This is a genomic window from Halorussus sp. AFM4 (assembly GCF_051194995.1).
Lineage (GTDB): Archaea > Halobacteriota > Halobacteria > Halobacteriales > Haladaptataceae > Halorussus.
In genome coordinates this window covers 702,417-724,875 of the sequence record NZ_JBNTJT010000002.1, presented here as the reverse complement: position 1 = coordinate 724,875, position 22,459 = coordinate 702,417, and the positions used below count along the sequence as shown (strand labels likewise).

Annotated in this window: 25 protein-coding genes; 14 read left to right on the top strand and 11 right to left on the bottom strand. The window is 71.2% G+C overall.

Going from position 1 to position 22,459, the window contains the following annotated elements:
* Window positions 1-114: 114 nt before the first annotated feature.
* From ACQUQF_RS11795 to ACQUQF_RS11785, 3 genes are all read right to left on the bottom strand, one after another.
* Window positions 115-2,358 carry an alkaline phosphatase PhoX gene (locus ACQUQF_RS11795; RefSeq protein ID WP_435179000.1) on the bottom strand — a complete coding sequence of 748 codons (2,244 nt, stop codon included), beginning with the start codon at window positions 2,356-2,358 and terminating at the stop codon, window positions 115-117.
* Window positions 2,359-2,472: 114 nt separating this feature from the next.
* On the bottom strand, window positions 2,473-2,898 hold the full coding sequence (locus ACQUQF_RS11790; protein WP_435178998.1) for a hypothetical protein: 426 nt from the start codon (window positions 2,896-2,898) through the stop codon (window positions 2,473-2,475).
* A 95-nt stretch (window positions 2,899-2,993) separates the two neighbouring features.
* Window positions 2,994-3,725, bottom strand: coding sequence for a GNAT family N-acetyltransferase (locus tag ACQUQF_RS11785; RefSeq protein WP_435178996.1), 732 nt, complete (start codon window positions 3,723-3,725; stop codon window positions 2,994-2,996).
* A gap of 133 nt (window positions 3,726-3,858) precedes the next feature.
* On the opposite strand from ACQUQF_RS11785, the gene ACQUQF_RS11780 reads away from it, so the two are divergent.
* Window positions 3,859-4,284, top strand: coding sequence for a DUF2267 domain-containing protein (locus ACQUQF_RS11780; RefSeq protein ID WP_435178994.1), 426 nt, complete (start codon window positions 3,859-3,861; stop codon window positions 4,282-4,284).
* A 46-nt stretch (window positions 4,285-4,330) separates the two neighbouring features.
* On the opposite strand, the gene ACQUQF_RS11775 is transcribed toward ACQUQF_RS11780, so the two are convergent.
* From ACQUQF_RS11775 to ACQUQF_RS11755, 5 genes are all read right to left on the bottom strand, one after another.
* Window positions 4,331-4,711 (bottom strand): hypothetical protein, encoded by a 381-nt coding sequence (locus tag ACQUQF_RS11775; RefSeq protein WP_435178992.1) that lies wholly within the window; start codon window positions 4,709-4,711, stop codon window positions 4,331-4,333.
* 41 nt (window positions 4,712-4,752) lie between these two features.
* Window positions 4,753-6,420: an FAD-dependent oxidoreductase gene (locus ACQUQF_RS11770; RefSeq protein ID WP_435178990.1), complete on the bottom strand. Its 1,668-nt coding sequence runs from the start codon at window positions 6,418-6,420 to the stop codon at window positions 4,753-4,755.
* A 50-nt stretch (window positions 6,421-6,470) separates the two neighbouring features.
* Complete coding sequence (locus ACQUQF_RS11765; RefSeq protein WP_435178988.1) at window positions 6,471-8,054, bottom strand: FAD-binding protein; 1,584 nt, start codon at window positions 8,052-8,054, stop codon at window positions 6,471-6,473.
* Window positions 8,055-8,056: 2 nt separating this feature from the next.
* A complete protein-coding gene (locus ACQUQF_RS11760; RefSeq protein ID WP_435178986.1) occupies window positions 8,057-8,908 on the bottom strand; it encodes an electron transfer flavoprotein subunit beta/FixA family protein in 852 nt (283 codons plus the stop codon).
* A 215-nt stretch (window positions 8,909-9,123) separates the two neighbouring features.
* Entirely contained in the window at window positions 9,124-10,329 is a 1,206-nt protein-coding gene (locus ACQUQF_RS11755; RefSeq protein WP_435178984.1) for a polymer-forming cytoskeletal protein, read from the bottom strand.
* Window positions 10,330-10,443: 114 nt separating this feature from the next.
* Between ACQUQF_RS11755 and ACQUQF_RS11750 the strand changes: the two genes are divergently transcribed.
* From ACQUQF_RS11750 to ACQUQF_RS11735, 4 genes are all read left to right on the top strand, one after another.
* A complete protein-coding gene (locus tag ACQUQF_RS11750) occupies window positions 10,444-10,641 on the top strand; it encodes a DUF5800 family protein (protein WP_435178982.1) in 198 nt (65 codons plus the stop codon).
* A 70-nt stretch (window positions 10,642-10,711) separates the two neighbouring features.
* On the top strand, window positions 10,712-10,852 hold the full coding sequence (locus tag ACQUQF_RS11745; RefSeq protein WP_435178980.1) for a hypothetical protein: 141 nt from the start codon (window positions 10,712-10,714) through the stop codon (window positions 10,850-10,852).
* A 66-nt stretch (window positions 10,853-10,918) separates the two neighbouring features.
* Window positions 10,919-12,163, top strand: coding sequence for a lamin tail domain-containing protein (locus tag ACQUQF_RS11740; protein ID WP_435178978.1), 1,245 nt, complete (start codon window positions 10,919-10,921; stop codon window positions 12,161-12,163).
* A gap of 164 nt (window positions 12,164-12,327) precedes the next feature.
* Window positions 12,328-13,332: a bile acid:sodium symporter family protein gene (locus ACQUQF_RS11735; RefSeq protein ID WP_435178976.1), complete on the top strand. Its 1,005-nt coding sequence runs from the start codon at window positions 12,328-12,330 to the stop codon at window positions 13,330-13,332.
* A 146-nt stretch (window positions 13,333-13,478) separates the two neighbouring features.
* Here the strand turns inward: ACQUQF_RS11735 and pan1 are convergent, their stop codons facing one another.
* The gene (gene pan1, locus ACQUQF_RS11730) at window positions 13,479-14,693 is read right to left on the bottom strand and encodes a proteasome-activating nucleotidase Pan1 (RefSeq protein WP_435178974.1); all 1,215 of its coding nucleotides are present in this window, start codon (window positions 14,691-14,693) and stop codon (window positions 13,479-13,481) included.
* A gap of 171 nt (window positions 14,694-14,864) precedes the next feature.
* Between pan1 and ACQUQF_RS11725 the strand changes: the two genes are divergently transcribed.
* Complete coding sequence (locus ACQUQF_RS11725; RefSeq protein ID WP_435178972.1) at window positions 14,865-15,140, top strand: MarR family transcriptional regulator; 276 nt, start codon at window positions 14,865-14,867, stop codon at window positions 15,138-15,140.
* 214 nt (window positions 15,141-15,354) lie between these two features.
* Here the strand turns inward: ACQUQF_RS11725 and ACQUQF_RS11720 are convergent, their stop codons facing one another.
* On the bottom strand, window positions 15,355-15,798 hold the full coding sequence (locus ACQUQF_RS11720; protein WP_435178970.1) for a hypothetical protein: 444 nt from the start codon (window positions 15,796-15,798) through the stop codon (window positions 15,355-15,357).
* 121 nt (window positions 15,799-15,919) lie between these two features.
* On the opposite strand from ACQUQF_RS11720, the gene ACQUQF_RS11715 reads away from it, so the two are divergent.
* From ACQUQF_RS11715 to ACQUQF_RS11700, 4 genes are all read left to right on the top strand, one after another.
* Window positions 15,920-16,216, top strand: a complete 297-nt coding sequence (locus tag ACQUQF_RS11715) for a hypothetical protein (RefSeq protein WP_435178968.1) — start codon at window positions 15,920-15,922, stop codon at window positions 16,214-16,216.
* 120 nt (window positions 16,217-16,336) lie between these two features.
* Window positions 16,337-16,696, top strand: a complete 360-nt coding sequence (locus ACQUQF_RS11710) for a HalOD1 output domain-containing protein (RefSeq protein ID WP_435178966.1) — start codon at window positions 16,337-16,339, stop codon at window positions 16,694-16,696.
* Window positions 16,693-16,887, top strand: a complete 195-nt coding sequence (locus ACQUQF_RS11705; RefSeq protein ID WP_435178964.1) for a hypothetical protein — start codon at window positions 16,693-16,695, stop codon at window positions 16,885-16,887. The genes ACQUQF_RS11710 and ACQUQF_RS11705 overlap by 4 nt, the downstream gene beginning before the upstream one ends.
* Window positions 16,888-16,987: 100 nt before the next feature.
* On the top strand, window positions 16,988-17,242 hold the full coding sequence (locus ACQUQF_RS11700; protein ID WP_435178962.1) for a BolA family protein: 255 nt from the start codon (window positions 16,988-16,990) through the stop codon (window positions 17,240-17,242).
* Here the strand turns inward: ACQUQF_RS11700 and ACQUQF_RS11695 are convergent.
* Window positions 17,206-18,438 carry an AGE family epimerase/isomerase gene (locus ACQUQF_RS11695; RefSeq protein ID WP_435178960.1) on the bottom strand — a complete coding sequence of 411 codons (1,233 nt, stop codon included), beginning with the start codon at window positions 18,436-18,438 and terminating at the stop codon, window positions 17,206-17,208. The two genes, ACQUQF_RS11700 and ACQUQF_RS11695, sit on opposite strands and share 37 nt — an antisense overlap.
* A gap of 398 nt (window positions 18,439-18,836) precedes the next feature.
* Here ACQUQF_RS11695 and ACQUQF_RS11690 point away from each other — a divergent pair, with 398 nt between their 5' ends.
* The 4 genes from ACQUQF_RS11690 to ACQUQF_RS11675 are packed head-to-tail and all read left to right on the top strand — an operon-like array spanning window position 18,837 to window position 22,451.
* Entirely contained in the window at window positions 18,837-19,742 is a 906-nt protein-coding gene (locus ACQUQF_RS11690) for a DUF4129 domain-containing protein (RefSeq protein ID WP_435178958.1), read from the top strand.
* Window positions 19,739-20,362 (top strand): DUF7269 family protein, encoded by a 624-nt coding sequence (locus tag ACQUQF_RS11685; protein WP_435178956.1) that lies wholly within the window; start codon window positions 19,739-19,741, stop codon window positions 20,360-20,362. The genes ACQUQF_RS11690 and ACQUQF_RS11685 overlap by 4 nt, the downstream gene beginning before the upstream one ends.
* Complete coding sequence (locus ACQUQF_RS11680; RefSeq protein WP_435178954.1) at window positions 20,359-21,621, top strand: DUF58 domain-containing protein; 1,263 nt, start codon at window positions 20,359-20,361, stop codon at window positions 21,619-21,621. Before ACQUQF_RS11685 ends, ACQUQF_RS11680 begins: the two co-directional genes overlap by 4 nt.
* Window positions 21,621-22,451 (top strand): DUF7519 family protein, encoded by an 831-nt coding sequence (locus ACQUQF_RS11675; protein WP_435178952.1) that lies wholly within the window; start codon window positions 21,621-21,623, stop codon window positions 22,449-22,451. Before ACQUQF_RS11680 ends, ACQUQF_RS11675 begins: the two co-directional genes overlap by 1 nt.
* Window positions 22,452-22,459: the final 8 nt, after the last annotated feature.

Sequence of the window (22,459 nt, the reverse complement as noted above, 5' to 3'; positions counted from 1 at the left end):
GCGGGCCCCTCGCCGCCCTGGGGACCGACGACTTCGCGGACGGGACTCCCGCGCCGGAGCGCGGTTCGCCGGCGGGACCGTCCGGCAGTCGACCGGGAATCGGTCCGGCGGTCACTACTCGGTCGTCGTAGTCGTCTCGTCGTCGGCCGCCGCGGTCGTGGTCCCCTGGTCGGCGGCGGTCGTCTCAGCCTCGGCGGTCGTCGCCGTCGCCTCGTCGGCGGTCGCGGTCGTCCCCTCGCCGTCGGCCGTCGTCCCGGTCGCGGCCGCGCCGTCTTCGGCGGTCGTCCGGGCGTCACCGTCGCCGGTTTCGGTGCCGGTTTCGGTCGCGCCGCTCGTCAGTTCGGCCGGCGTGTAGACGTACATGCAGTCGTTGGGGAACGACCGGCCGTACTGGTCGGCGTCCTCGCAGCAGAGGACCCGGCCGTCGTTCATCACGAACACGTTGTCGATGTTCAGCAGGGCGTCGTTGGCGACGTCCGCCGGGTCGGTCGCGTCCGGACCGACGATGACCGGTTCGAGCGTCGAGATGTTGTAGTCCTGTTCGAGTGTCGCCCGGTAGACGAGGCCCCCGTCGACGCGGTCGACGTTGATGTCACCTTCGCTGTCGGACATCCCGTCGTTGACCTCCGAGATGCCGACGTAGACGTAGTCGCCGGGCTGTGCGCCGTCCCTGCTGTCGATGCCCTCGCTCTTGCGGAACTCGACGGTGGCGTCGATCTCCTTGGCGGCCGCCCGGGTCTCGAGGAACGGGACACGCCGCAACTCCTCGTCGACGTTGCCGGGTCCGCGCTGGTCGTACTGACGGGCCCACTTCACGATGTCCCGGTCGGAGATGTAGTTCTGGTTGCCCTGCTTGACGACGGTTCTGTCGGCCTCCTCCAGGGCCTGCTGGATATCCTGCTTCCAGTCGGTTTCGGCGTGGGTCTCGAGGTAGTCGACCTGGTTGACGTCGTCGTACTCGGCGATCCAGGACTCGACTTCGCGGTTGGTCGCGTGGCCCATCTCCAGCCACTCGATTTCGAGCGGGACCTCGGCGGGCGGGTTGTCCGCGGCGGCCTGCTGGTTGGTAACCTTCGCCGCGTAGAGGGTGCCCGCCACGTCCGTCGGGTCGTCGTAGCTCGGAATCGGCCGGTCCGCGACGAACTTGTACAGCCCCTTGTTGTCGCCGTCCGAGGTGAGGTACACCGTCTTCTCGTCGCTTTGGACGTCGGGACACTCCCACGCGGCCCGGCCCATCGCGTGGTACTTCACCGGCTGGGGCGTCTCGGCCGCGGGCTGGCGGAAGTCGACGATGTGGCCGTACCGGTACGGGTTGGGGTACGGGCTCCCGAGGGGACGCAGGTTCGTCTTCGGGTCGACGTCCGACGAGAGGTCCTGGTTCTCGTCGACCGCCTCGGCGCCCAGGTAGTACGCCTGGATTTCGAGGCCAGCGAGCGCCCAGTACCCCTGGACGAACCAGGCGTTGTCGCCGTAGTACCTGTCGACGGCCTCCTGGATGCTGCTGGGGTTCGGTCGGTTGTAGAACTGGGCGGCGCCCCGATGGTCCGGCCCCTTCGAGTCGCCGACCACGTCGCTGACTTTCGTCGTCAGCGCGACCCGCGGGTGGGCGTAGTCCTCCTCGGCCGAGAGGTACGTGCCCCACGGGCTGATGTCGCCGTAGCAGTTGATGCGGGTGCCGCCGATGCTGCGCAGCGCCTCGGTGTTGGCGAGGTTCGCCGCGTTCCGGAGGTCGGCCTCCCACCGACCCTTGCCCTTCCGGCTGACGGGGATCCGGGTCACGTTGCCCGGGCTCTCCTCCCAGTTGGTGAACAGGTACCCCCGCGTCTCGGCCTCGTTGGTCGGGATGAGCCGGTTGCAGTCGGGGTTGTACCCGAAGTTGCCGTACCGGGCGCCCGGGTACTCCTCGACCGCCAGGTTGTCGGGCGTGACGGGCATCCCGAGCGTCTCGTTGCCCCCGATATTGTCGCCCTCCTGGGCGAGCAGTTCGTAGCTCCCGCCCGCGACCCGGACCCGCCCCTGGGCCTCGTTGGAGGAGGGTACGCCGAGCGCATCGAACTCGCTGCCCTCCGTGAACTCGTACCCCCGAACGTAGCCGATGCCGGCCTTGTTGTACGGCGCCGGGTTCTTCCGGCTGGGGTGCTGCAGGCTGAAGAACAGCGTCCCGTTCGCGCTGACCTCCGGCCCGGTGACTTCCGCCCCCAGCGCGGTCGTCGCGAATCGTTTTATCTCCCCCTTCACCGACGGCGCCTTCGGCGTGTCCGCGTCCTCGTCCTGCAGCGCTCCCGAGGCGGACACGCTGGCGCCCAGCGTCGCTGCGACCGACGTGGCCATCAGCTGTCGTCGAGTGAACTCGACCATGCGGCGTCAACTCTCAACGTCACATTGAAAATAGTTTTCTAGTAGCAATCTATACCTCTCCCGGAAAAATGAACCCTCAGTAGCGCTACTGGCGACAGTCGCCGCGATCGGACGTCACTCCAGGTCTCGTTCGGCGACGCCCTCCCGTATCTCCTCGGCCCGGTCGCGGACCCACGAGACGTACCGGTCTATCTTCGTCGGCTTGACGCCGTAGAACGACGCCATCCAGTTGCGGTCGACCCCGGGCCGCGTCAGGAAGTACGCCGCCATCGTGTCCTTGCCGGCCTGGATGACCTCCGGCGGGACGCCCCGCTCGCCCGTGCCCTCCTCCTGGAACCCGTTGACGTCGAAGTACACGTCGGCGTACAGCTCGGCGGTCTCCGGATCGTCGAACTCCGCGCCGACGTGTTGGGGGGCCTCGAACCGGTATTGAGAACCGTTCCCGTTCGAGCGCCGGACCTCCACGATCCGTACGTCCAGCACGTAGTCCCTGTGCACCGATTCGTCCCCCTCCGTGGCGTTCGGTTCGGAAGTTTCCATGGTTGAACTGCCTGCGAACGACGGAAGTTGAGTCGACGGGTCGCCGGAAAAGCGTTTGGTCGTCGCCCGTGCACCGAATCGGTCCGGGCGGTCGCCTACAGCTCCACCGCCATCATCACCTCGTCGACGTACTCGCCGTCGATGCGGTAGTGGTCCTCGCGGACCGCCTCGGTCTCCCAGCCGTGGCCCTCCAGGAACCCGATGGCGTCCTCGTTGGTCGAGGGGACGCTCTGGTACACCTTCTCGTAGCCGTTCGAGGCCGCCCACTCCAGGCCGCGCTCGAGCAGGTGGCTCCCGACGCCGTGGCCGCGGTACGACTCCAGGACGCCCACCGTCAGCTCGGCGGTGTGGGCCAGCTTGTCGAGCTCCGGCGCGTAGAGGTGGACCCAGCCGACCACCTCCTCGCCCACCGTGGCGACGAAGAACATCCGGGACTCGATCTCGTTGTGCCGGAGCAGCGCCTCGTCGTGGTCGATCTCGTCGGCGACGCTCTCGGCGACGATGTAGCTGCCCTGCTCGGCGACCTGCCGGATGGCGCCCACGATGCCCGACAGGTCCTCCTGACGGGCGGGCCGGATGACGAACGACAGCTCGTCGGTGTCGTACTCTTCGGCCGCGCCCTCGTCGAAGGCGGCCCGGAGCTTCCCGTCGCGCTCTTCGAGGTAGCCGTCGCGCTTCAGGATGGCGACGTGGTGCCGGAACCCGCCGGGGTCGACGCGGAGCCGGTCGCGGGCGTCGGCGGCGTCGACCTCGCCGCGGCTCTCGACGTACTCGAAGATGCGCTTGCGGTCCTCGTGGTCGAACTCCAGGGTCTCGGAGAACTGCATGTTCAATGGTAACACACTTCCCGCGGACTTAACTCTTCCCGTCGACCCGACACGAGCGCTCGTCCCGCGGCGCCGACACGAGGCCGTCAGACGTTTCCACGCCGTGCCGGCTAGGGTCTAGTCGGGGGAAACGATGAACTTCGACGACTTCACCGGCGACGTTCAGCACCGCCTCGAGTTCGGAACCACGGGCGAGACGGTCCGGGCCGTGCGCGCGACGCTGACGACGCTCGGCGAGCGGGTCCAGGCGGGCGAGGCGTCGGACCTCGCCGGCCCGCTCCCGGTGGACCTCGACTGGTACCTCGAGGCCGCCGAGTCGGGCCAGCGGTTCGACTTCGACGAGTTCGTCGGCCGGGTCGCCGAGCGCGAGAACATGGACCCCGAGGACGACGACGACCGGTCGGACGCGGCCTACCACGCCCAGGTCGTGGTGGCCACCCTCGCCGAAGTGGTGCCCGAGAGCGAGCTCGACCAGGTCCGCGACCAGTTCCCCGACGACGGGGACTGGGACGAACTGTTCGAGTTGGTCGACGCCGAGGAGCCGTTCGCCGATCAGTAGACGCGCCGCTGCGGCCTCGACGACCGGCGCGACCCGGCCGCGGCCCTCAGTCCGTGGCCGCCCGGTCGCGCCCGGGGACTCCGGTGTGGATCTGGGCCGCGTCGACGAGGTCGTAGGTGTCCATCACCACGGTCTCGGCGACCGCCCGGACCGGCACCTCGGGGTCGATCTCCTCGCCGTGGCAGCGCGCGTACAGCGCCAGCCAGTCGTCGAGCGCCCGCTCTAGCCCGTCCATCTCCTCGCCGTCGAGCGGGGCGAACTCGCCGGTCCGGGCCTCGACGTACACCGAGACGACCTCGCCGACGCCGTCCCGGAGGTACGCCACGGCGCGCTCCTCGTCCGGCGGGTCGGCGGGCGGGTCGAACGCCCGGCGGTCCGCCCGGGCGCGGGCCGCGAGGTCGTCGATGCGGTCGCGGTAGTCGCTCATACGGAGTCGAATCGGTGAGGTGGATACGGTGGCCGCCGGCCCTACCCCCGCTTGAACTCGACGCCCTTCCCGCCGCGTGGGTGCTCCCACTCGGTGTCGGCGATGACCGCGCAGGTGCCACACTCCACGCAGGGCTGGGTGTCGAGGCTGACCCGCTTCTCCTCGGTCCCGTTGGTCTCGACGGTCTCCTCGCGGTAGCAGCCCCCGCCGAAGTCCCGGGCGCTGACCGGACAGGCGTACACCGCGGCGCCGCTGGCCTCGACCGAGGCGTCCCGGAGCTCGATGTGGGGGTTGCCCACGTCGGTGTCGTAGGTCAGGTCGCCGATGCGGGTCGCGAGGTCCTTCGGCTCGTAGCCGGCCTCCCCGGTGACCCGGTCGCCGAGCTCCTCGGCGATGACGGTCGGCAGGGTGACGTACGGCGTCCGGGTGTCGGGCACCAGCATCGAGAGCCGCGGCGAGGAGTAGAGCCGCTCCAAGGTGCCGCCGAACAGCGACACCGCGGTCCGGCCGAGGCTCGACGTGAGCACCGAGTCGGCCAGGTTCGTCACGGCGTCGCGCTCGCCGAGCGCGCTGACCGCCCGGTAGCCGGCCGGCCGGAGCTTGTCCATCACGCCCTCGTCGCGCAGCTTCTTCTCGTAGAGCCGGCCGGCCTTCTCGGGACTGTCCCGGAGCCGGGCCTCGGCGAACGCCTCGCCCGCGAGTCCGCCCGCGCTCACGGCGTGGTTCATCCCCTTGATGATGGGGCCCTGGGCCTGCATCTGGCCCGCGGCGTCGCCGACCACGAGCAGCCGGCCCTGGTGGGGCGAGGGGTGGGCGGCCTTCTTCGAGTCGGGCACCAGCTTCGCGCTGTACTCGACCTCGTCGTAGTGGCCCTCCAGCCAGTCGGCCAGCAGCGGGTGTGTCAGCAGGTTGTCGAGTAGTTGGTGGGGTTCGGCCTCCTCCTCGACGATGCTGTCGAGGTGGAACACCGACCCGACCGACAGCGAGTCCTCGTTGGTGTAGAGGAACCCGCCGCCCCGGACGCCCTCGAACAGGTCGCCCGAGAACAGGTGGGCCGCGCCCTCGTCGTCGGCCACGCCGAACCGGTCGGCGATGACGTCGCTCGGCACGTCGATGACGGCCTTGACGCCCTGGAACCACTCGTCGGGCTCCTCCCAGTCCATCAGGCCGGCGTCGCGGGCGAGTTCCGAGTTGACGCCGTCGGCCGCGATGACCACGTCGGCCCGGATGGGGTCGAGCTCGTCGCAGGTCACGCCCGCGATCTCGCCGTCCTCCCGGAGCAGCCCGTTGACCCGGACGTCGGTCAGCAGCCCGCCGCCGGTCTCGCTGGTCAGCTCGTGGACGCGGTCGGCGGTCCACGAGTCCATCTTCCGGCGGAGCACCGCGTCGGCCCACTCGGTGTCGTGCTCGTGGAGGTCGGTGATGTCGAACGTCTCGACCTTCTCGCCGGCGACGTTGTGGAGGAGGTAGTCGGTGACCGGCCGCTCGGTCGCCGCCTCGCGGAAGTCGGGAAAGAGCCCGTCGACCGTGTAGGGGGCCGACTCCTCGGCGTAGATGAGCCCGCCGGTCACGTTCTTCGAGCCGGCCTCGACCCCGCGCTCGAGCACCAGGGTCTCCACGTCGTTGCGCGCCAGTACGGCTGCGGCGGCGGCGCCGCCGGGACCCGCCCCGACGACGACCGCCTCGTAGTGTTCGTAGTCGTCAGTCATCGTTGTCCTCCGCGTACCTCGTCAGTCATCGTTGTCCTCCGCGTCCCTCGTCAGTCATCGCTCGCCTCCGCTTTCATCGTCAGTTCGCCCGCCTCGACCGACTCGGTGAGGCGGGGGAGCACCTCGAACAGGTCGCCCTCGACGAAGTAGTCGCTGAAGTCCCGGATGCGGGCGTCGGGGTCGGTGTTGATCGCCACGATGGTGTCGGACTCGTCCATCCCGACCTTGTGCTGGACCGCGCCCGAGATGCCGGCCGCGACGTACAGCGTGGGCTGGACCACCTGGCCGGTCTCGCCGATCTGGCGCTCCTCGGCCACGTAGTCGGCGACGTGGCCGTCCACGTCGTAGGAGGCCGTGACGACCCCGCGCGAGAGGCCGAGGTCGGCGTCCTCGAAGGCGTCGACCAGGTCGAGGCCGAGTTCGATGCCCCGCGTCGGGTCGTCGCCGATGCCCCGGCCCAGCGCCACGATGACCTCGTGGCCGGTGAGGTCGACCCCCTCGTCGAGGCGGTCGAACTCGGTCACGTCGACCCGGAACCAGTCGTCGGGCAGGTCGAGGTCGTGTCCGATGACCTCGCCCTCCTTCTCGTAGTCGGGGTCGATCGCGTCGAAGCTGCCCGGGATGACCGAGCAGCCCTGCGGGTGGAACTCCCGGCCGGGGTTGTCGAGGCACAGGATGGTCGAGTACTCGAACCCGGAGAAGTCCGGCCGCTTCATGTGGAGGACGCGCTCGAACTCCACCTTCTCGCCGGGTTCGCCCGTCTTCACGGGGTTCGAGACCAGCTCCTCCTCGATGGTCAGCCCCGAGCAGTCGCTGGCCAGCCCGGAGTCGAGCTCGCCCTGGACCTGCGCCGAGAGGTCCCGGCCGTTGTTGGTCGCCGGGAACAGGAAGTACCGGGGCTTGTCGTAGTCGCGCCACCCGGCGGTGGGCTCGGTGCCGGGGTCGCCGGTCTCCCAGTTCGGGGGCTCGGCGCCGCCCCGAGCCATGTCCGAGACGATCTCGGTGTAGGGCTTGTGGCGGAACCGCTCCAGTCGGTCGTCCTCGTGGTAGATTGCCACGTCCGCGCCGTAGGCGATGACTTCGTCGGTGAGGTCGGTGACCGTCTCGTCGCCCACGAGCACGCCGACGACGCGCTCGTCGCTGTCGTACTCGTCGTTGTAGGTGTCCATCAGCTCGCGGGCCTTCCCGAGCATCTCCTTCGAGACGTCGAGGAGTTCGCCCTGCTGGGTCTCGCAGTAGACCCACATGTCCTCGTACGTCCCGCCCTTCAGCGCCCGGACGTGCTTCTTGTCCTTCGTCCTGTTCTCGACCTCGTAGCTGACCTCGCCGGCGTCGTCTTCCGCGTCGGGCGCGGCCTCGCCCTGGTCGGCCTCCCCGGCCGCCTCGGGCGCGTCGGTCCCGCCCTCGTCAGCGTACTCCTCCTCGTGGTCGGTGTCGGCGGGCTCGCCGCCCGTCTCCGCCTCCAGTTCGTCGATGCGCGACTGGATGGCCTCCCTGGCGGTCTTGCGGTCGTCGCCTTCCCGTTCGGCCGCGAGGACGGCGTCGAGTTCCGCGGGGTCCTCGACCGCCGCGAGTTTGTCTTCGAGTTCGTCGACCGTGTACTCGGTCGGGTCGAGGTCGACGTCGTCGGCCACGGTCAGTCACCCCCTGCCAGCGGCCGCATCTCGTCGAGCACCTGCTCCATCCCCTCCGGGTCGTCGGGGGTGACCATCGTGGCCTCGCGCTCGGAGGGCGCCTTCGGGATGGGGTCGACGCCCGAGACGATGGTCGGCGAGCCGTCGAGCCCGATGAAGTCGGGGTCGAGGTCGAGGTCCTCGGCGCTCCACGTCGTCAGGTGGTCCTCGTACTCCTCGACGCGCTCCTCGGTCTCGGCCCGGAGCCGCTTGTGCCGGAGCCGGTGCTCGGCCCGGCGGTACGAGGGCTCGAACTCGGGGTCCGTCACCACGAACGCGGGCAGGGGCGCCTCGACGGTCTCGATCTCGTCGACGTCGCCCTCCACCAGGCGCTTGGCCCGGAGCCGGCCCGCGTCCTCGTCGACCTCCATCGAGATGACGTGGGTCACGATGGGCCGGTCGAGACACCAGCAGGTCTGCGGACCGGTCTGGCCGGTCTCGCCGTCGGCGGTCTTGAAGCCCGCGAACACGACGTCGGGCTCCTCGTCAAGCTTCTCGATGCCCGCCGACAGCGTGATGGACGTCGACCAGGTGTCGGCCGCGGCCATCTCGCGGTCCGACAGCAGGTAGAGGTCGTCGGCGTAGACCCCCATCGCCTCCTCCAGCACGCTCTCGTAGCCCGGCGGCCCCATGCTCATCACGCTCACCGTGCCGCCGCGCTTGACCTTGGTCTGGAGCGCCGCCTCCAGCGCGTACTCGTCGTTGGGGTTCATCACGGTGGGGGTCGCACCGCGCTCGAGGTGGCCGTCCTCGTCGAACGACACCTGGCCCTCCCGGAAGTCGGGCACGCCCTTCGTCAGCACTACGGAGTGCATCGGTACCACCTCACACGGGTGAGTCTCTCTCCCATGAGTCATGGGGTATTCAGCCTCAACGTTTATTATATTATCCCCGACACTGCCGGGCCACGCAAGTGGCGAGAACGGGCGACTCGTCGCCGGAGGACCGCGAATCCCCGGTCGGTACCGTCCCGTAGAACGCCGGCGCCGCGGCTAAGCACCCTGGAGCGGCGGCCGCAGAACGGTGGAACTCACTCGGAATCGGACTCGCCGGACGAGTCGGCGTCGGCGCCCGACTCGTCCCCGGCGTCGGCGTCGTTGGCCGCCCCGGCGTCGGCGTCGCTGGCCGAATCGCTCCCGGTCGCGGAATCGACGTCTGCGTCGGAATCAGGGCCGCCGTCGTCCGCGTCGCCGCCGAAGTCGACGTCGAAATCGGCCCCCGAATCGGTCTCGGCGGGGTCCGACTCGCTCTCGGCGGCGTCGGACGCCCCGTCGCCCGCGGCGTCAGCGGTCGCGGCCGCGGTATCGTCGTCGCTACCGCCCGCGGAGTCGGTTCCGCCGTCGTCGCCGTGGAACCGCTTGCGGCCGCCGTCGCCGTCGGCCGCGATGCGCTCGTGGGTCCCGCCCTGGACCATCGACATCTCGCCGCTGGCGCGCATCGTCCCGTCGACGACGGCGCCGTCGTGGAAGTGGAGGTCCTCGCAGGAGACGTCGCCGCGGATCTCGACGTCGTCGGCGAGCTCGACCGTCCCGCTCCGGGTGGTCACGTCGCCGTGGATGACCGTCCCCTCGTCGACAGAGATGTCGCCGCGGGCACGGAGGCTGCCGAACACGTCGTTGCGCTCGCCGACCTCGATGGACTCGGCGCGGATGTTGCCGTGGAGCCGGCAGTCGTCGCCGATGGTCGCGGGGGTCGACACGCGCCAGGAGTCGTCCGAGACGTGGCCGTTCCGCGGGACGACCACGGGGTCGGCCTCGACGTCCTCGTTCTCCATGAGCTCGGAGACGACCTCCTGGGCGGCCTCCTCCTCGCCGATCCGGAGCAGCTGCTGGAGGTAGACGAAGACGAACACGATGGTCGGCATGGGGTTGCGGATGACGATCCAGCCGTTGGCCTCGAACCCCTCCTCGATGTCGACGTCGTCGCCGATGTCGAGGTCGCCGCTCACCATCAGGCGGCCGCCGATGTGGACGCGCTCGCCGAGGTAGGCGTCGCGGCCCACCAGCACGTTGTCCTGGACGTCGGACCACATGTCGAGCCGGCAGTCGGCCTCGGCCTCGATGTGGCCGCCGAACTGCACGCGCTCGCCCGCGATGACGTTGTGTCCCCGGACGCCGAACTCGACCGTGCTCTGGCCGCCGACGATGACGTCGCCGTCGGTCACCAGGTCGTGCTCCTCGACGGTCGTTCCGTCCGGAATCGCGAGCTCGTCCAGTGGGTCCGATCCAAGCGGCACACCGGTTGCTTTCGGTTCGACCCTAATAAACTTCCGTCAGACAACCCGGCGGAGACTTGCACCGACCGAGGCGGTACGGATGGGTTTTTGAGCGGCGGGGCCAAACGCGGGGGTATGACGACGCTCGCGTTCGACGAGGACGGCGTGGACGTGGTGTACCAGGGGACGGAGTTCCGGCTCTCGAAGGACCTCATCGAGGGCGCGACCGGCAAGTCCTACTTCGACGTGACCGACCACGAGGTGCTGCGCATCGTCGAGGAGAGCCCGGAGCTCTCCGGCCAGGCCCGGCGCATCGGCGACATCATCCGGTAGACGGCGGGACGCCCGCGACTTGCCGCCGGCTTCAGGTAGCGTTAAGGGGCGCCCGGCCCTCGCATCGACCATGAACCTGCCCGCCGACCACGACCACCCCTCGTGGACGACCGCGCTCGGGACGTTCGCCGGTTACGGCCTCATCCTGCTCGCGATGTTCGTCGCGCTCTTCCTGCTGCCGTACGCGGTGTTCGTCGCGCTCGGGGCGTAGCCCCGTTGCGCGACCCGCCCGAATAGCTAAGCAGCGTGGCGTCGCCTCTGGGTCGGGGGAGTGCAAGTGACCGACGACCACCCGTGGACGACCAGGACGACGACCGACCGCGAGACGATCCGGGAGTGGGTCGAGGCCCGCGAGGCCGACCCGGCTCACGTGAAGGGGACCGGCGAGGGCGGGGACCTCGGCGTCCTCCGCATCGACTTCCCGGAGCCCGAGCCCGACGCGAACCTCGAACCGGTCTCCTGGGACGACTTCTTCGCGAAGTTCGAGGCGGCCGGCCTGGCGTTCCGGTACCAGGACGAGAAGAAGAACGGCGAGCGGAGCTACTTCCACCGGTTCGTCCGGCGCGAGGCCGCGCCGGCGGCGACCGGCGTCACCACCGACCGCGACACGATCCGGGAGTGGGCGGAGTCGCGCGGCGCGGAACCGGCCCACGTGCCGGTGACCGGCGACGACGAACCGGGCGCGCTCCGACTCGACTTCGCATCCGAAGAGACCGAGGAGCTGGAGGGCCTCGTCTGGGACGCCTTCTTCGAGAAGTTCGACCGGGAGAACCTCGCGTTCGAGTTCGCTCGTGCGCTGGAGTACGACAGCGACGAGGACGCGGACGGGGACGTCGGCGAGCGCGACGAAGTACCCGCGGAGACCGGCGAACGACCACCGGCGGAGTACCACCGGTTCGTCCACCGCGAGGAGACCGGTGTCGCCGACGCTCCGGAGACGGACGCGTCGGTGGTCGCCGTCGGGACGTCGGCGCCGCCGACTGACCCCGACACCGAGGAGTCGGAAGCCGCATCGGCCGAGACCGAAGCGACGATGGCTGCGGAGTCCGAGGCCGGCGCTTCCGAGAACGCGGGGTCCGAGGCGAACGCCGACAGCGAGGCGCCGGACCGCCCCGAGATGGAGTCGGCCTCCGGGATGAACACCCGGTCGCCGGCCGAGGCGGACGGACCCGCTCGGCGTCCCGAACTCACCGCCGGGCTCGTCGTCGACGAGATCCACGAGGACGCCCGGGGCTACGACGACTGGAACAGGAACGACGAGTACCTCGTCTTCCGCAACGACGGCGAGGAACCGCTCGACCTCACCGGGTGGCGCGTCGAGAACGCCGACGGGAGGACCTACGAGTTCCCCGAGGAGTTCGTCCTCGAGCCCGGTCGGTCGGTCACGGTCCACACCGGGTCGGGCGAGGACACCGACGAGGACCTCTACTGGGGCTCGGACCGGGCCGTCTGGAAGAACACCGGCGACACCCTGACCGTCAGGGACGCCGAGGACCGCCGCGTGATCCGGGTGTCGTACTGACCGGCGGCCGACCGATCCGCGGTCGGGTGGCCGTGGGCTCGCCGCTCCGCCCGCGGCCGAATTACTGCCGCGAACTGTCCGACCGGTAGACCTATCACTTCCGATTCGAAGGCCACGAACGAGATGCAATCGCAAGACACGATCCGATTCGGGAGTGGTCCGGCGTGAGCGCCCTCGACGCGCTCCGCCGCGCCAGCGACGTCGCGAACCGCTACTTCGTGGTCTGGGTGGTGGCCGCCTCGGGGCTGGCGCTTCTCGCCCCGTCGGCGTTCACCTGGATCGAGCCGTACATCACGCCGCTGCTGGGGATCATCATGCTCGGGATGGGGCTGACCCTCCGGCCCGAGGACTTCCGGCGGCTGGTCGAGCGGCCCCGCGACGTCGCCATCGGCGCGGTCACCCAGTGGGTGGTCATGCCGATCGCGGCGTACGCGCTGGTCGTCGCGCTGTCGCTGCCGACCGGACTCGCGGTCGGCGTGATCCTGGTCGGCGCCGCGCCCGGCGGCACCGCCTCGAACGTGATGACCTACCTCGGCAAGGGCGACGTGGCGCTGTCGGTGGCCATCACCACCGTCACGACGCTGGCCGCACCGATTGTGATGCCCGCGTGGGTCGTCTTCCTCGCCGGCGAGCAGCTGAGCGTCACGTTCGCCCAGATGTTCACCAGCATCGTCCAGATCGTCATCGTCCCGGTCGTGGCCGGCTTCGCGCTCCGGTACGTCCTCGACCGGAAGGCGCCCGCGGTCGCCGAGGCCGGCCTCGACGTGTTCCCGGCGGTCAGCGTGGTCGCCATCGTCGCCATCGTCGCGGCGGTCGTCGGCCTGAGCAAGGGGACCATCCTGTCGGCGGGCGCCGCGGCCGCGGTGGCGGTCGTCGCCCACAACGGCATCGGCCTCGGGACGGGCTACGGCGTGGGGCGGCTCACCGGCATGCCGGAGGACCGCGCCCGGACCTGCGCGTTCGAGGTCGGCCTCCAGAACAGCGGGCTCGCGGTGGCGCTGGCCACCTCGTTCTTCTCGCCGGCCGCGGCGCTGCCGCCCGCGCTGTTCAGCGTCTGGCACAACGTGACCGGCCCGGCGCTGGCGTCGTACTTCTCGCGCAACGAACCGGCCGGCGCGGGCGAGTCGGCGACGGGCGCGGGCCGGCCCGGTTCGTCGGCCGACGACTGACGCGCTCTTTCTTTCGGTCGCGGCGTGCCTTCGATGACGAGCTGAGGCCGCACAGCCACCGCTCTCCGGTTCGTTGCGGTTCCGAAAAACGAGCGAAGTAGCGAAACGAAGTACGACGAGGTCGCGCCGTCAGCAGGTCCGTCCGATCAGGCGAACGTCTTCGAGATCTCCTCGTCCTCGTCCTCGGCGTCGATCTTGGCCTTCGCGTTCTCGAAGTCCTCCATCGTGATCTCGGTCCGGTCGTCCCGGATGGCGAACATCCCGGCCTCGGTGCAGATGGCCTTGATGTCCGCGCCGGAGGCGTCCTCGGCCTCCTTGGCCAGCTTGTCGAAGTCGACGTCGTCGGAGACGTTCATGTCGCGGGTGTGGATGCGGAAGATCTTCTCGCGGCCCTCGAGGTTCGGCTTGGGCACCTCGATGAGGCGGTCGAACCGGCCGGGCCGGAGGATGGCGCGGTCGAGCATGTCGAACCGGTTGGTCGCGGCGATGATGCGGATCTCGCCCCGCTCCTCGAAGCCGTCCATCTCGGAGAGGAGCTGCATCATGGTGCGCTGGACCTCGGCGTCGCCCGAGGTCTTCGAGTCGGTCCGCTTGGCCGCGATGGCGTCGATCTCGTCGATGAACAGCACCGCGGGCTCGTGCTGGCGGGCGACCTCGAAGAGGTCCCGGACCAGCTTTGCGCCCTCGCCGATGAACTTGTGGACCAGCTCGGAGCCGGCCATCTTGATGAAGGTGGCGTCGGTCTGGTTCGCGACCGCCTTCGCCAGCATCGTCTTGCCGGTCCCCGGCGGGCCGTAGAGCAGCACGCCGCTCGGCGGCTCGATGCCGACCTCGCCGAACATCTCGGGGTTCTCGAGGGGCATCTCGACCGTCTCGCGGACCTCCTTCATCTGCTCTTCGAGGCCGCCGATGTCGTCGTAGTTCACCTCGGGGCTCTCCTCGACCTGCATGACGCGGGCCCGGACGTCGGTCTCGTTCTCCAGCGTCTTCACGATGGACAGCGAGTTGTTGACCGCGACGCGGTCGTCGGGCTCGAGGTCCTCGCGCATCTCGTTGGTGACCTCGGTCACGGCCTCCTGGTTGTTGCCGTGCTGCTTGATGATGACGCCGTCGTCGGTGAGCTCCTGGACGGTCGCCACGAACAGCGGGGACTGCTTGAGCTTCTTGTTCTCGTGGGTCAGGCGCTCGAGCTTCTGCTGGTACTTGTTGTTCTCCGCGTTGGCGTCGAGGAGCTTGTCGCGCATCTCCTCGTTCTGCGACTCCAGAACTTCCAGCCGCTCCTGAAGGGCTTCGATCTTGTCCTGCTGGGACGCGCTCTCCTCGTCGTAGGGGAGGTCGACGTCTTCCACAGTGTCGGTCATCACGACGCTCTAGGTCCCACCCTCATAAGAGGCTTCGGGTGAGTGTGACACCTGTCGGACACCCCCGAATCCGGCGTCGAACGCCGGCCCGGCGCGGACCGTCCGATTCCCGGCGGTAATATCTTTGAATGGGAAATATTATTACGCTGTATCCAAAAGAGGGGTAGTACCATGAGCGCTTCAGAGACAGCCCGACCCGAGAAAGGTCGCCTGACGGGGGAGAACGCCACCGAGGAGATCCGGGACCTGCCGCCCAGCGCCAAGCTGGTCGCGAAGGTCCTCGAGTACAACGACACGATGACCCAGAGCCAGATCGCCGAGGAGTCGCTGCTGCCCGACCGGACGGTCCGCTACGCGCTGAACCGGCTCGACGACGAGGGCATCGTCAGCTCCCGGTTCTCGTTCTCGGACGCCCGCAAGCGGCTCTACACGCTGGACCTCGACTGAGCGTCCCCGCGACCGGGGACCGGTCGCCGCAGCGGCGACCCCTCCGAGCTTCCCGGCGATTCCGGACTTCGCGCCGGTGTCCGTTCGGCGCGGTCGACCCGTTTTTTCGGTATCGGACGTTACGCGCCCGACGCCGAGCTTCAGGTGCTCGCTGAAGGCGGCAAGTCCTCGCTGAAGGGTACTTCCCGTACCGCAATCGGCTGCTAGTTCCGCGTCACGAGTCCGATTCGGGCGCCAGCCCGTGCCACACCACCGACCAGTCGGCCGGGCTGAGCAGGCCGCACGCGGTCGCCGCGACGAGCACGGCGGTACCGGCGTGATCGCCGGCCGCGATGGGGTTCGCGAGCACGCCGGCCGCGACCAGTCCGAACGGGAGCGCCAGCGCGAGCGGGAGGAGCGCGGCGGCGCGCACGACCCACTCGGGCGTGGACTGCGGGACGTGGGTGACCTCCACCCGGACGAGGCTGCCCGAGAGGACGTTCTGGAGCCTCGGCCGGCCGGCCGCCGACGCGGCGTCGGTCGGCAGGACGGTGACCGAGTAGCTGGCGTCGGCGAAGTGGAGCGGGATCAGGTGGAGCAGTTCGTGGACGCAGATACCGACCGCGAGCGTCGCGAGGAAGAGGGCGCCGAGCGCGGTCCCGTGGACGACGGAGTGCATCGACGTGGCGCAGTGTTCGTCCGGGGGACTCAACTGTTACGATAACCCCCGGGCGACCGGACCGACCCGCGGGCGGTGAGTGGCCGAAGTCTTGAGGGGCGGGGACGCCGTCCAGTGCGACGTGACGACCGATCAGCTCGAGCCGAACGACCTCGAGGAGGGACGGCGCGTCCGCGTCGAGTGGTCGCCCCAAGGCGGTCGCGGTCCGGGCGGCGACGCGACCGGCGAAGTCACCCGCGTCTGGCGGCCCGAGGACGACGTCGCGGAGTTCACGGTCGAGCTCGACGACGGCGCCGTCAACGTCTACACCGACTACCGCAACCCCGTGGTCGAGCGCGTGGAGGGCGGCCTCGACGACGGAGAGCCCGAGACCGAGACCGTGGGCCGCCTCGACCGCATCGTGCCCCGCGGGGAGTAATCCCCGTTACCGCGGGCCGCACCGGTAGCGGTCGGGCTTACTCATCGTTAAATAATCAATTAGTCGCTGGCAAAAACATTGACCAGGGTCAGCGCGCTACTGCATCGCGGGGGAAGACCTATGGGGACCACCGAACCCGAGACCGGGGTCACGTTCGACCCCGAGACCGACACGTATCACCTGGACCACGACTGGCGGAGCGACGAGTCGGTCAGCGCCGCCGTCGTCAGGGGCGTCGCGGCGGTGACCGACACCGCGCCGACCGACCTCGAACCGCTGTTCGCGACGCTCGACCCCGACGCGCTCGACCAGCTCTACCGGTCGGCGGCCGGCGACCCCGGCCGCGGCGACTGCCTGGTGTCGTTCTCCTACAGCGACTGCGCGGTGACCGTCGCCGCGTCCGGCAGGATAACCGTCCGACCCGACGCGGAGGCCGGACCCGTCTCGGCCGGCGTGCCGCGGGGCCTCAGGGACCGATGAAGCGGATCCTGAACGAGCACACCGGCACGCTCCACCGGCTCCGGCCGGGGTCGACCGGCGGGGCGACCGCCTGCGGCGCCCTGCGGCACGTCCCCCGCCGGTACGTCACCACCGTCGGAAGCGACGAGGTCCGGCTCGGCGAGGACGTCGACCGCTGCGGTCGGTGCTTCGACGACGCGGGCGGCTACTGAGCGGCGCCCCCGCTCGCCCTCCCGACCGCCTCCGGGGCCGTCACGGACCGGGGTGGCGCGTATCCACACGCATTTGACCTCCGGGCCCGTACGGCCGCCCATGAACGCCGAAGACGTCGCGGAACTCATCGAGGAGAACATCGAGGACGCCGAGGCGACGGTCACCTACCCGCGGGGCCCGGAGGACGAGGACCACCTCGCGGCCGTCGTGGTCTCGCCCGCGTTCGAGGGCGAACTGCTCGTCGACCAGCACGAGATGGTGTACGACGCGCTGGGCGACCACATGACCGAGGACATCCACGCGCTCGAACTCCAGACCTACACCCCCGAGGAGTACGAGGAGTACGGGGAGTAAGCCCCCGAATCGCCCCGGCGCTCGAACGACTCCATCGCCACGACCGCGTTGTTCAGCGGGTGGTAGCCCGGCTCGACCGCGGTGCCGCGGTTCGGCCCGTCGCGCTCGTTCTCCCGGGAGAGCCGCTCGTACCAGTTGCCGTACTTCGGGTTGACGAAGTGCTCGTCGGCGTACGCCCAGAGCCGGTCGTACCACGCCAGGTAGTCGTCGTCGCGCTCCGAGAGCAGCGCGGCCGCCCCGATCGCCTCGGCGACCGCCCAGCCGTACTTGTCGGCCACGACCGGCTCGCCGTCGGCCTCGACCGTGTAGTAGAAGCCGCCGAACTCGTCGTCCCACCAGTCGGTCGCGGCGTCGAACAGCTCCCGGGCGCGCTCGGCCGGCCAGTCCTCGGACCGGTGGCGGTCGAGCACCAGCAGGAGCTTCGCCCACTCGGCGTGGTGGCCGGGCTGGTACCCCCAGGGCCGGAACTGGTGGCGGGGCTCGTCGCGGTTGTACGACAGGTCGGGCTCCCAGTCCTCGGTGTAGTGCTCCCAGAGCAGCCCGTCGGTCTGGGCCGCCACGTCCCGGACGAACGAGTCGGCGATGCGGTACGCCCGGTCGAGGAACGCCGCCTCGCCGGTCGCCTCGTAGCCGGCCAGCATCGCTTCGCAGGTGTGCATGTTGGCGTTCTGTCCTCGATAGGTGGCGAGTGTCTCCCAGCCGCCGTCGGCGCGGTCCGCGCACAGCCCCCGGTCGGGCTCCCAGAAGCGCTCGTCGATGACCCCGAACGCGCGGTCGAGCTCCGCGCGGGCGCCGGGAATCCCGGCCTCGACGGCGCGGGCGGCCGCGAGCAGGACGAACGCGTGGCCGTAGCAGTACCGGGTGTCGTCGGCGGTCTCGCGGCCCTCGAGCACCCAGTCGTACCCCTCGCGGTCGGCGTCCCAGTGGGCGTTCGCGAGGAAGGTCAGCCCGCGCTCGGCGGCGGGGCGACACCAGTCGGGCCCGCCCAGCGCCGCCCCCACGCCGAAGTTGTGGACCGCCCGCGCGGTCGCGACCAGGTGCTTGGTCTCGCCGTCGTAGACGTGGCCGGTCCGCTCGTCGAGCTGGGCGACGTAGCCGCCGAACCGGTCGTCGAGGCAGTCGGGGTAGTAGAAGTTCAGCACGTCCCGGACCTGCCGCCACAGCATCGCGGGGCGCCGGTAGACGGTCGCGCGCATACCTCCACGTGGCCGGGCCGGCGGTTAAATCCCGGCGGTCGTGCCGGCGGCGACTGACGGTCGTCCCACATCGCGGCGGCCCGACACGCCGGTCGCACCGCCAGCGCGGCGGTCGTCCAGCCGACGCGGCGGTCGCCACCGCCCTTCGAGCCGAGTTTCCAACAGTCGTAGCCGGTGCTTACCGCGGTTACCGCCCGACTACGGTCGGCCCGGAGTGTCCGCGCCGACGCCGTCAATCCGAGCGCGACCCGGAGACGGCGGCGCGACGGCGGTCGTTATCGCCGGCCTACGAGGGCTTAAGCGCCACATAACTTTCTCCGACCGTCCCCAGCGACCGGACGAGAGATGTATCGCACCGCACGCCGAGCGACGCACCGTCGGGCCGGGCCGCCGTGAGGATGGACGCCGACACGGTCCTCACGGCGGTCGTCGGCCTGTGCTGCGTGCTCGCCATCGGCGCGACCTCGACCACGCTCGACTCGACGGTCGCGACCGACCCCGAGGAGGCCACCGACTTCAACTACGACAAGGTCCCCATCGGGACCGGGCCGGCCCAGGCGCTCGACGACGCGCTCGACAGCGGCCGCTCGGACGGCGCCGAGTCCGGGTCGTCCCCGTCCGGCAGTCCGAGCGAGAGCGGCGACTCCGGCTCGGAGGGCGTCGCGTCGAAACCCGCCGCGGACGGCGACCGGACCGGCCAGGCCTCGAAGTCCGGCGGGGGCCAGCAGCAGAACCAGGCCAGCGGGAGCGGCGACGGCCAGCAGAGCGGGAGCAGCGGCGGGGGCGACGACCGGAACAGCGCGAGCGGCAGCAGTAACTCGAAGCGGGACCAGTCGGGCGACGGGACCCGGCTCGCCGAGCCGAGCCTGCTCGACCGGCTGCTGTGGCTGCTCCAGGACCTGTTCGACCTCCTGCTGGCGGCGCTGCCGTGGATCGTGCTGGCGGCGGTGATCGCCGTCGCGTACCGGTACCGCGACCGCCTCCTCGGCCGCGGGGTCTCGACCGACCCCGACGACGGGGACGGCGACGCGCCGCCGCCGCCGGACCCGAGCCCCGACAACGCCGTCGCGTCGGCGTGGTTCGAGATGGTCGAGCGCCTCGACCTCGCGCACCGCCGGGACCTCACCCCGCGGGAGTGCGCCGCGGCCGCCAGCGACCGGGGCGTCGACCCCGACGCGGCCCGGTCGCTGACCGCGCTGTTCGAGGAGGTCCGGTACGGCGGCGCCCGCGTGACCGACGAGCGGCGCCGCCGGGCCGAGGAGACGCTCAGCGAGGTCCGGTCCCAGCTGGAGGGTCCCCAGTGAAGCGGTACCGCGTCGCCTCGGGCGCCGGCGGCGTCGTCGCGCTCGCCGCCGCGCTCGCGCTCGGCGGGAACCCGGCCGGCGGGGCGGTCGCGGCGCTGGTGACCGCGCTCGGCAACGACTACTTCGTGGTGGCGTCGTTCGCCGGGGCGGGCCTGCTGGTGGCCGCCTCGGCGCTGGCGTCCCGGGAGCGCAGCGGCCTGCGCCAGACCGAGACGCCGACCCCCGAGCGCCCCGTGACCGCGCCCCCGGCGGGCGACGCCGTCGACGAGGCGCTGGCCAGCCGCACCGCGCTGCTGCCGGTGGTCGGCCGGGAGCGCCGCGAGGAACTGCGCGAGCGGCTCCGGACCGCCGCGGTCGAGACCCGGGTCCGGCGCGGCGAGTGCGGCCCGGAGGAGGCCCGCCGGCGCCTCGACGAGGGGAGCTGGACCGACGACCCCGAGGCGGCGGCGTTCCTGGCCGGCCGGGACCCGGGCACCGACGCCCGACTCGAAGCGCTGCTACGCCTCGAACCCTGGAGTCGCCGCGGCGCCCGCCGGGCGGTGCGGGCCATCGCGGACGAAGGGGGAGCTGCGACCGACGTAGCCGCGACCGACGCCACCCGTCGGGAGGGAGAACGGTGACCGAGACCCGTCGGTGGCGCGGCGTCGTCGCGGTGGCGCTGCTCGTGGGCGGGGTCGGAGTCATCGCCGACCGCGCGGACCTGGTCCTGGTGTCGGTTGTCGGGGTCGCGTTCGCGGTCTACCCCCGGCTCTCGCCCGCGCCGCCGTCGGCGCCCGACCTCGAGATCGAGCGCCGGCTGAGCGACCACGCGCCCGACCCCGGCAGCGAGGTCGAGGTGGGCGTCACCGTCCGCAACGTCGGCGACGACGCGCTGGCCGACGCCCGCATCGTCGACGGCGTCCCGCCCGCGCTGACCGTCACCGACGGCTCGCCCCGGTACGGCGGCCCGCTCCGGCCCGGCGACGAGGTCTCGTTCGACTACGCCGTCCGGGCCGAGGAGGGCAAGCACGGCTTCGAGCCGGCGACGGTCGTCGTCCGCGACGTGAGCGGCGCCCGCGAGGTCGAGAGCCGGGTGGAGGCCGAGACCGAGATCGACTGCACCGCGGCGCGCGAGACCCCGCCCAAGCGCGACCTCGCGGTCAGGGACGCCGGCGAGCTGCTCACCGACACCGGCGGCGCGGGCATCGAGTTCCACCAGACCCGCGAGTACCGGGCGGGCGACGCGATGAGCCGCATCGACTGGAAGCGGTTCGCCCGGGTCGGCGAGCTCACCACCGTCGAGTACCGCGAGGAGCGCAGCGCGGCGGTCGTGCTGGTCGTCGACGCCCGCGCGCCGGCCTACCGCGCCGCGAGCGACGGACCCCACGCGGTCGTCCGGAGCGTCGCCGCGGCCCAGCGGCTGGTCGGCGCGCTGCTGGGCGAGCGCAACCGGGTCGGCGTGGCCGCGCTCGGCCGCGAGGACTGCTGGCTCGCGCCCGGCGCCGGCTCCGAGCACCGCGCCCGGGCGGAGCGGCTGCTGGCGACCCACCCGGCGTTCGCCGCCGCGCCGCCCGGCGAGGACGACTGCCCGCCGGTCGAGGACCAGGTGACCCGGCTCCGGCGCCAGCTGCCGGGCGACGCCCAGGTGCTGCTGTTGACGCCGCTGTGCGACGACGGCGCGGTGACGGCCGCCAGCACCCTCGAGGCCCACGGCCACCGCGTGACCGTCGTGAGCCCGGACGCGACCGACGACGCGACGCCCGGCCGGCGGCTCGCGGCGACCGAGCGGGACAACCGGGTCGCGTCGCTCCGCCGGCGCCGGATCCCGGTGGTCGACTGGGCCGACGACGAGGGGCTGGTCGCCGCGGTCGCCAGGACCGGCGACAGGGGGGTGCCCTGATGGCCGGCGGCGTCGGCGAGGCGGTCGACGGGAATCGGGGGACGGGCGACCGGGACGCGGACCAGACGCTCGGTTCCGGTACCGCGGCGACCGAGACCGGGACCGATTCCGGCGGAACGACCGCGATCGACGGCGAAGCGGTCGAGGAGGGCGTCGCGGTCGGGAAGCGGCCGACCCGCCCCAGCGCCGCGCTCGGGGCGCTCGCCCTCGCGGCGGGGACACTCCTCGTCTCGGGGCCGGGCGGGAGCGCGGTCGGGCTGGTGCTGGTGGGCCTCGCCGCGATGGCGGTCGGCGACGAGCTCCGGTCGCGCGGCCGCCGGGCGGAGTCGATGGCCGCGCTCGCTGCGGGGGCCGCCGTCGGCCTGCTCGGGGTCGCCGGCGGTGCGGTGCTGGCCGACAGTTTCCCCGCCACCCTGCGGGTCCTGCCCGGGCTGCTCGGCGTCCTCCTGTTCGGTGCCGGCGTGGCCCCGCTCCGGGGACGGGGGTCGCGGACCCTGGTGAAGCTCGGGGCGGGCTTCGTCCTGATCGGCGTGCTGATCTCGGGCGTGTTCGACGCGTTGCCGGCCGGGACGCTGGTCGCCGGGGCGACCGCCGCGGTGGTCGGCTGGGACCTCGGCGAGAACGCCGTCAACGTCGGCGAGCAGCTGGGGCGGGCGGCCTCGACCTGGCGGACCGAGGGGGTCCACGCCGCCGGTGCGATGCTCGTCGGCGTCGCCGCGATCCTGACCGCGGAGCTCGTCGACGGCATCGGGTCGAGCGGCCTGTCGCTGCCCGCGCTCGCGCTGCTGCTCGTCGCGGTCGTCCTCTTCAGTATCGCGCTCTACGAGTAGACCGGCCT

Bases quoted from the DNA above. Each gene is read 5' to 3' on its own strand.
- ACQUQF_RS11695 (WP_435178960.1), bottom strand. From the start codon at position 18,438: ATGCGCGCGACCGTCTACCGGCGCCCCGCGATGCTGTGGCGGCAGGTC.
- ACQUQF_RS11750 (WP_435178982.1), top strand. From the start codon at position 10,444: ATGACGACGCTCGCGTTCGACGAGGACGGCGTGGACGTGGTGTACCAG.
- ACQUQF_RS11795 (WP_435179000.1), bottom strand. From the start codon at position 2,358: ATGGTCGAGTTCACTCGACGACAGCTGATGGCCACGTCGGTCGCAGCG.
- ACQUQF_RS11780 (WP_435178994.1), top strand. From the start codon at position 3,859: ATGAACTTCGACGACTTCACCGGCGACGTTCAGCACCGCCTCGAGTTC.
- ACQUQF_RS11790 (WP_435178998.1), bottom strand. From the start codon at position 2,898: ATGGAAACTTCCGAACCGAACGCCACGGAGGGGGACGAATCGGTGCAC.
- ACQUQF_RS11760 (WP_435178986.1), bottom strand. From the start codon at position 8,908: ATGCACTCCGTAGTGCTGACGAAGGGCGTGCCCGACTTCCGGGAGGGC.
- ACQUQF_RS11705 (WP_435178964.1), top strand. From the start codon at position 16,693: ATGAAGCGGATCCTGAACGAGCACACCGGCACGCTCCACCGGCTCCGG.
- ACQUQF_RS11690 (WP_435178958.1), top strand. From the start codon at position 18,837: ATGGACGCCGACACGGTCCTCACGGCGGTCGTCGGCCTGTGCTGCGTG.
- ACQUQF_RS11725 (WP_435178972.1), top strand. From the start codon at position 14,865: ATGAGCGCTTCAGAGACAGCCCGACCCGAGAAAGGTCGCCTGACGGGG.
- pan1 (WP_435178974.1), bottom strand. From the start codon at position 14,693: ATGACCGACACTGTGGAAGACGTCGACCTCCCCTACGACGAGGAGAGC.
- ACQUQF_RS11785 (WP_435178996.1), bottom strand. From the start codon at position 3,725: ATGCAGTTCTCCGAGACCCTGGAGTTCGACCACGAGGACCGCAAGCGC.
- ACQUQF_RS11745 (WP_435178980.1), top strand. From the start codon at position 10,712: ATGAACCTGCCCGCCGACCACGACCACCCCTCGTGGACGACCGCGCTC.
- ACQUQF_RS11710 (WP_435178966.1), top strand. From the start codon at position 16,337: ATGGGGACCACCGAACCCGAGACCGGGGTCACGTTCGACCCCGAGACC.
- ACQUQF_RS11700 (WP_435178962.1), top strand. From the start codon at position 16,988: ATGAACGCCGAAGACGTCGCGGAACTCATCGAGGAGAACATCGAGGAC.
- ACQUQF_RS11675 (WP_435178952.1), top strand. From the start codon at position 21,621: ATGGCCGGCGGCGTCGGCGAGGCGGTCGACGGGAATCGGGGGACGGGC.
- ACQUQF_RS11775 (WP_435178992.1), bottom strand. From the start codon at position 4,711: ATGAGCGACTACCGCGACCGCATCGACGACCTCGCGGCCCGCGCCCGG.
- ACQUQF_RS11720 (WP_435178970.1), bottom strand. From the start codon at position 15,798: ATGCACTCCGTCGTCCACGGGACCGCGCTCGGCGCCCTCTTCCTCGCG.
- ACQUQF_RS11770 (WP_435178990.1), bottom strand. From the start codon at position 6,420: ATGACTGACGACTACGAACACTACGAGGCGGTCGTCGTCGGGGCGGGT.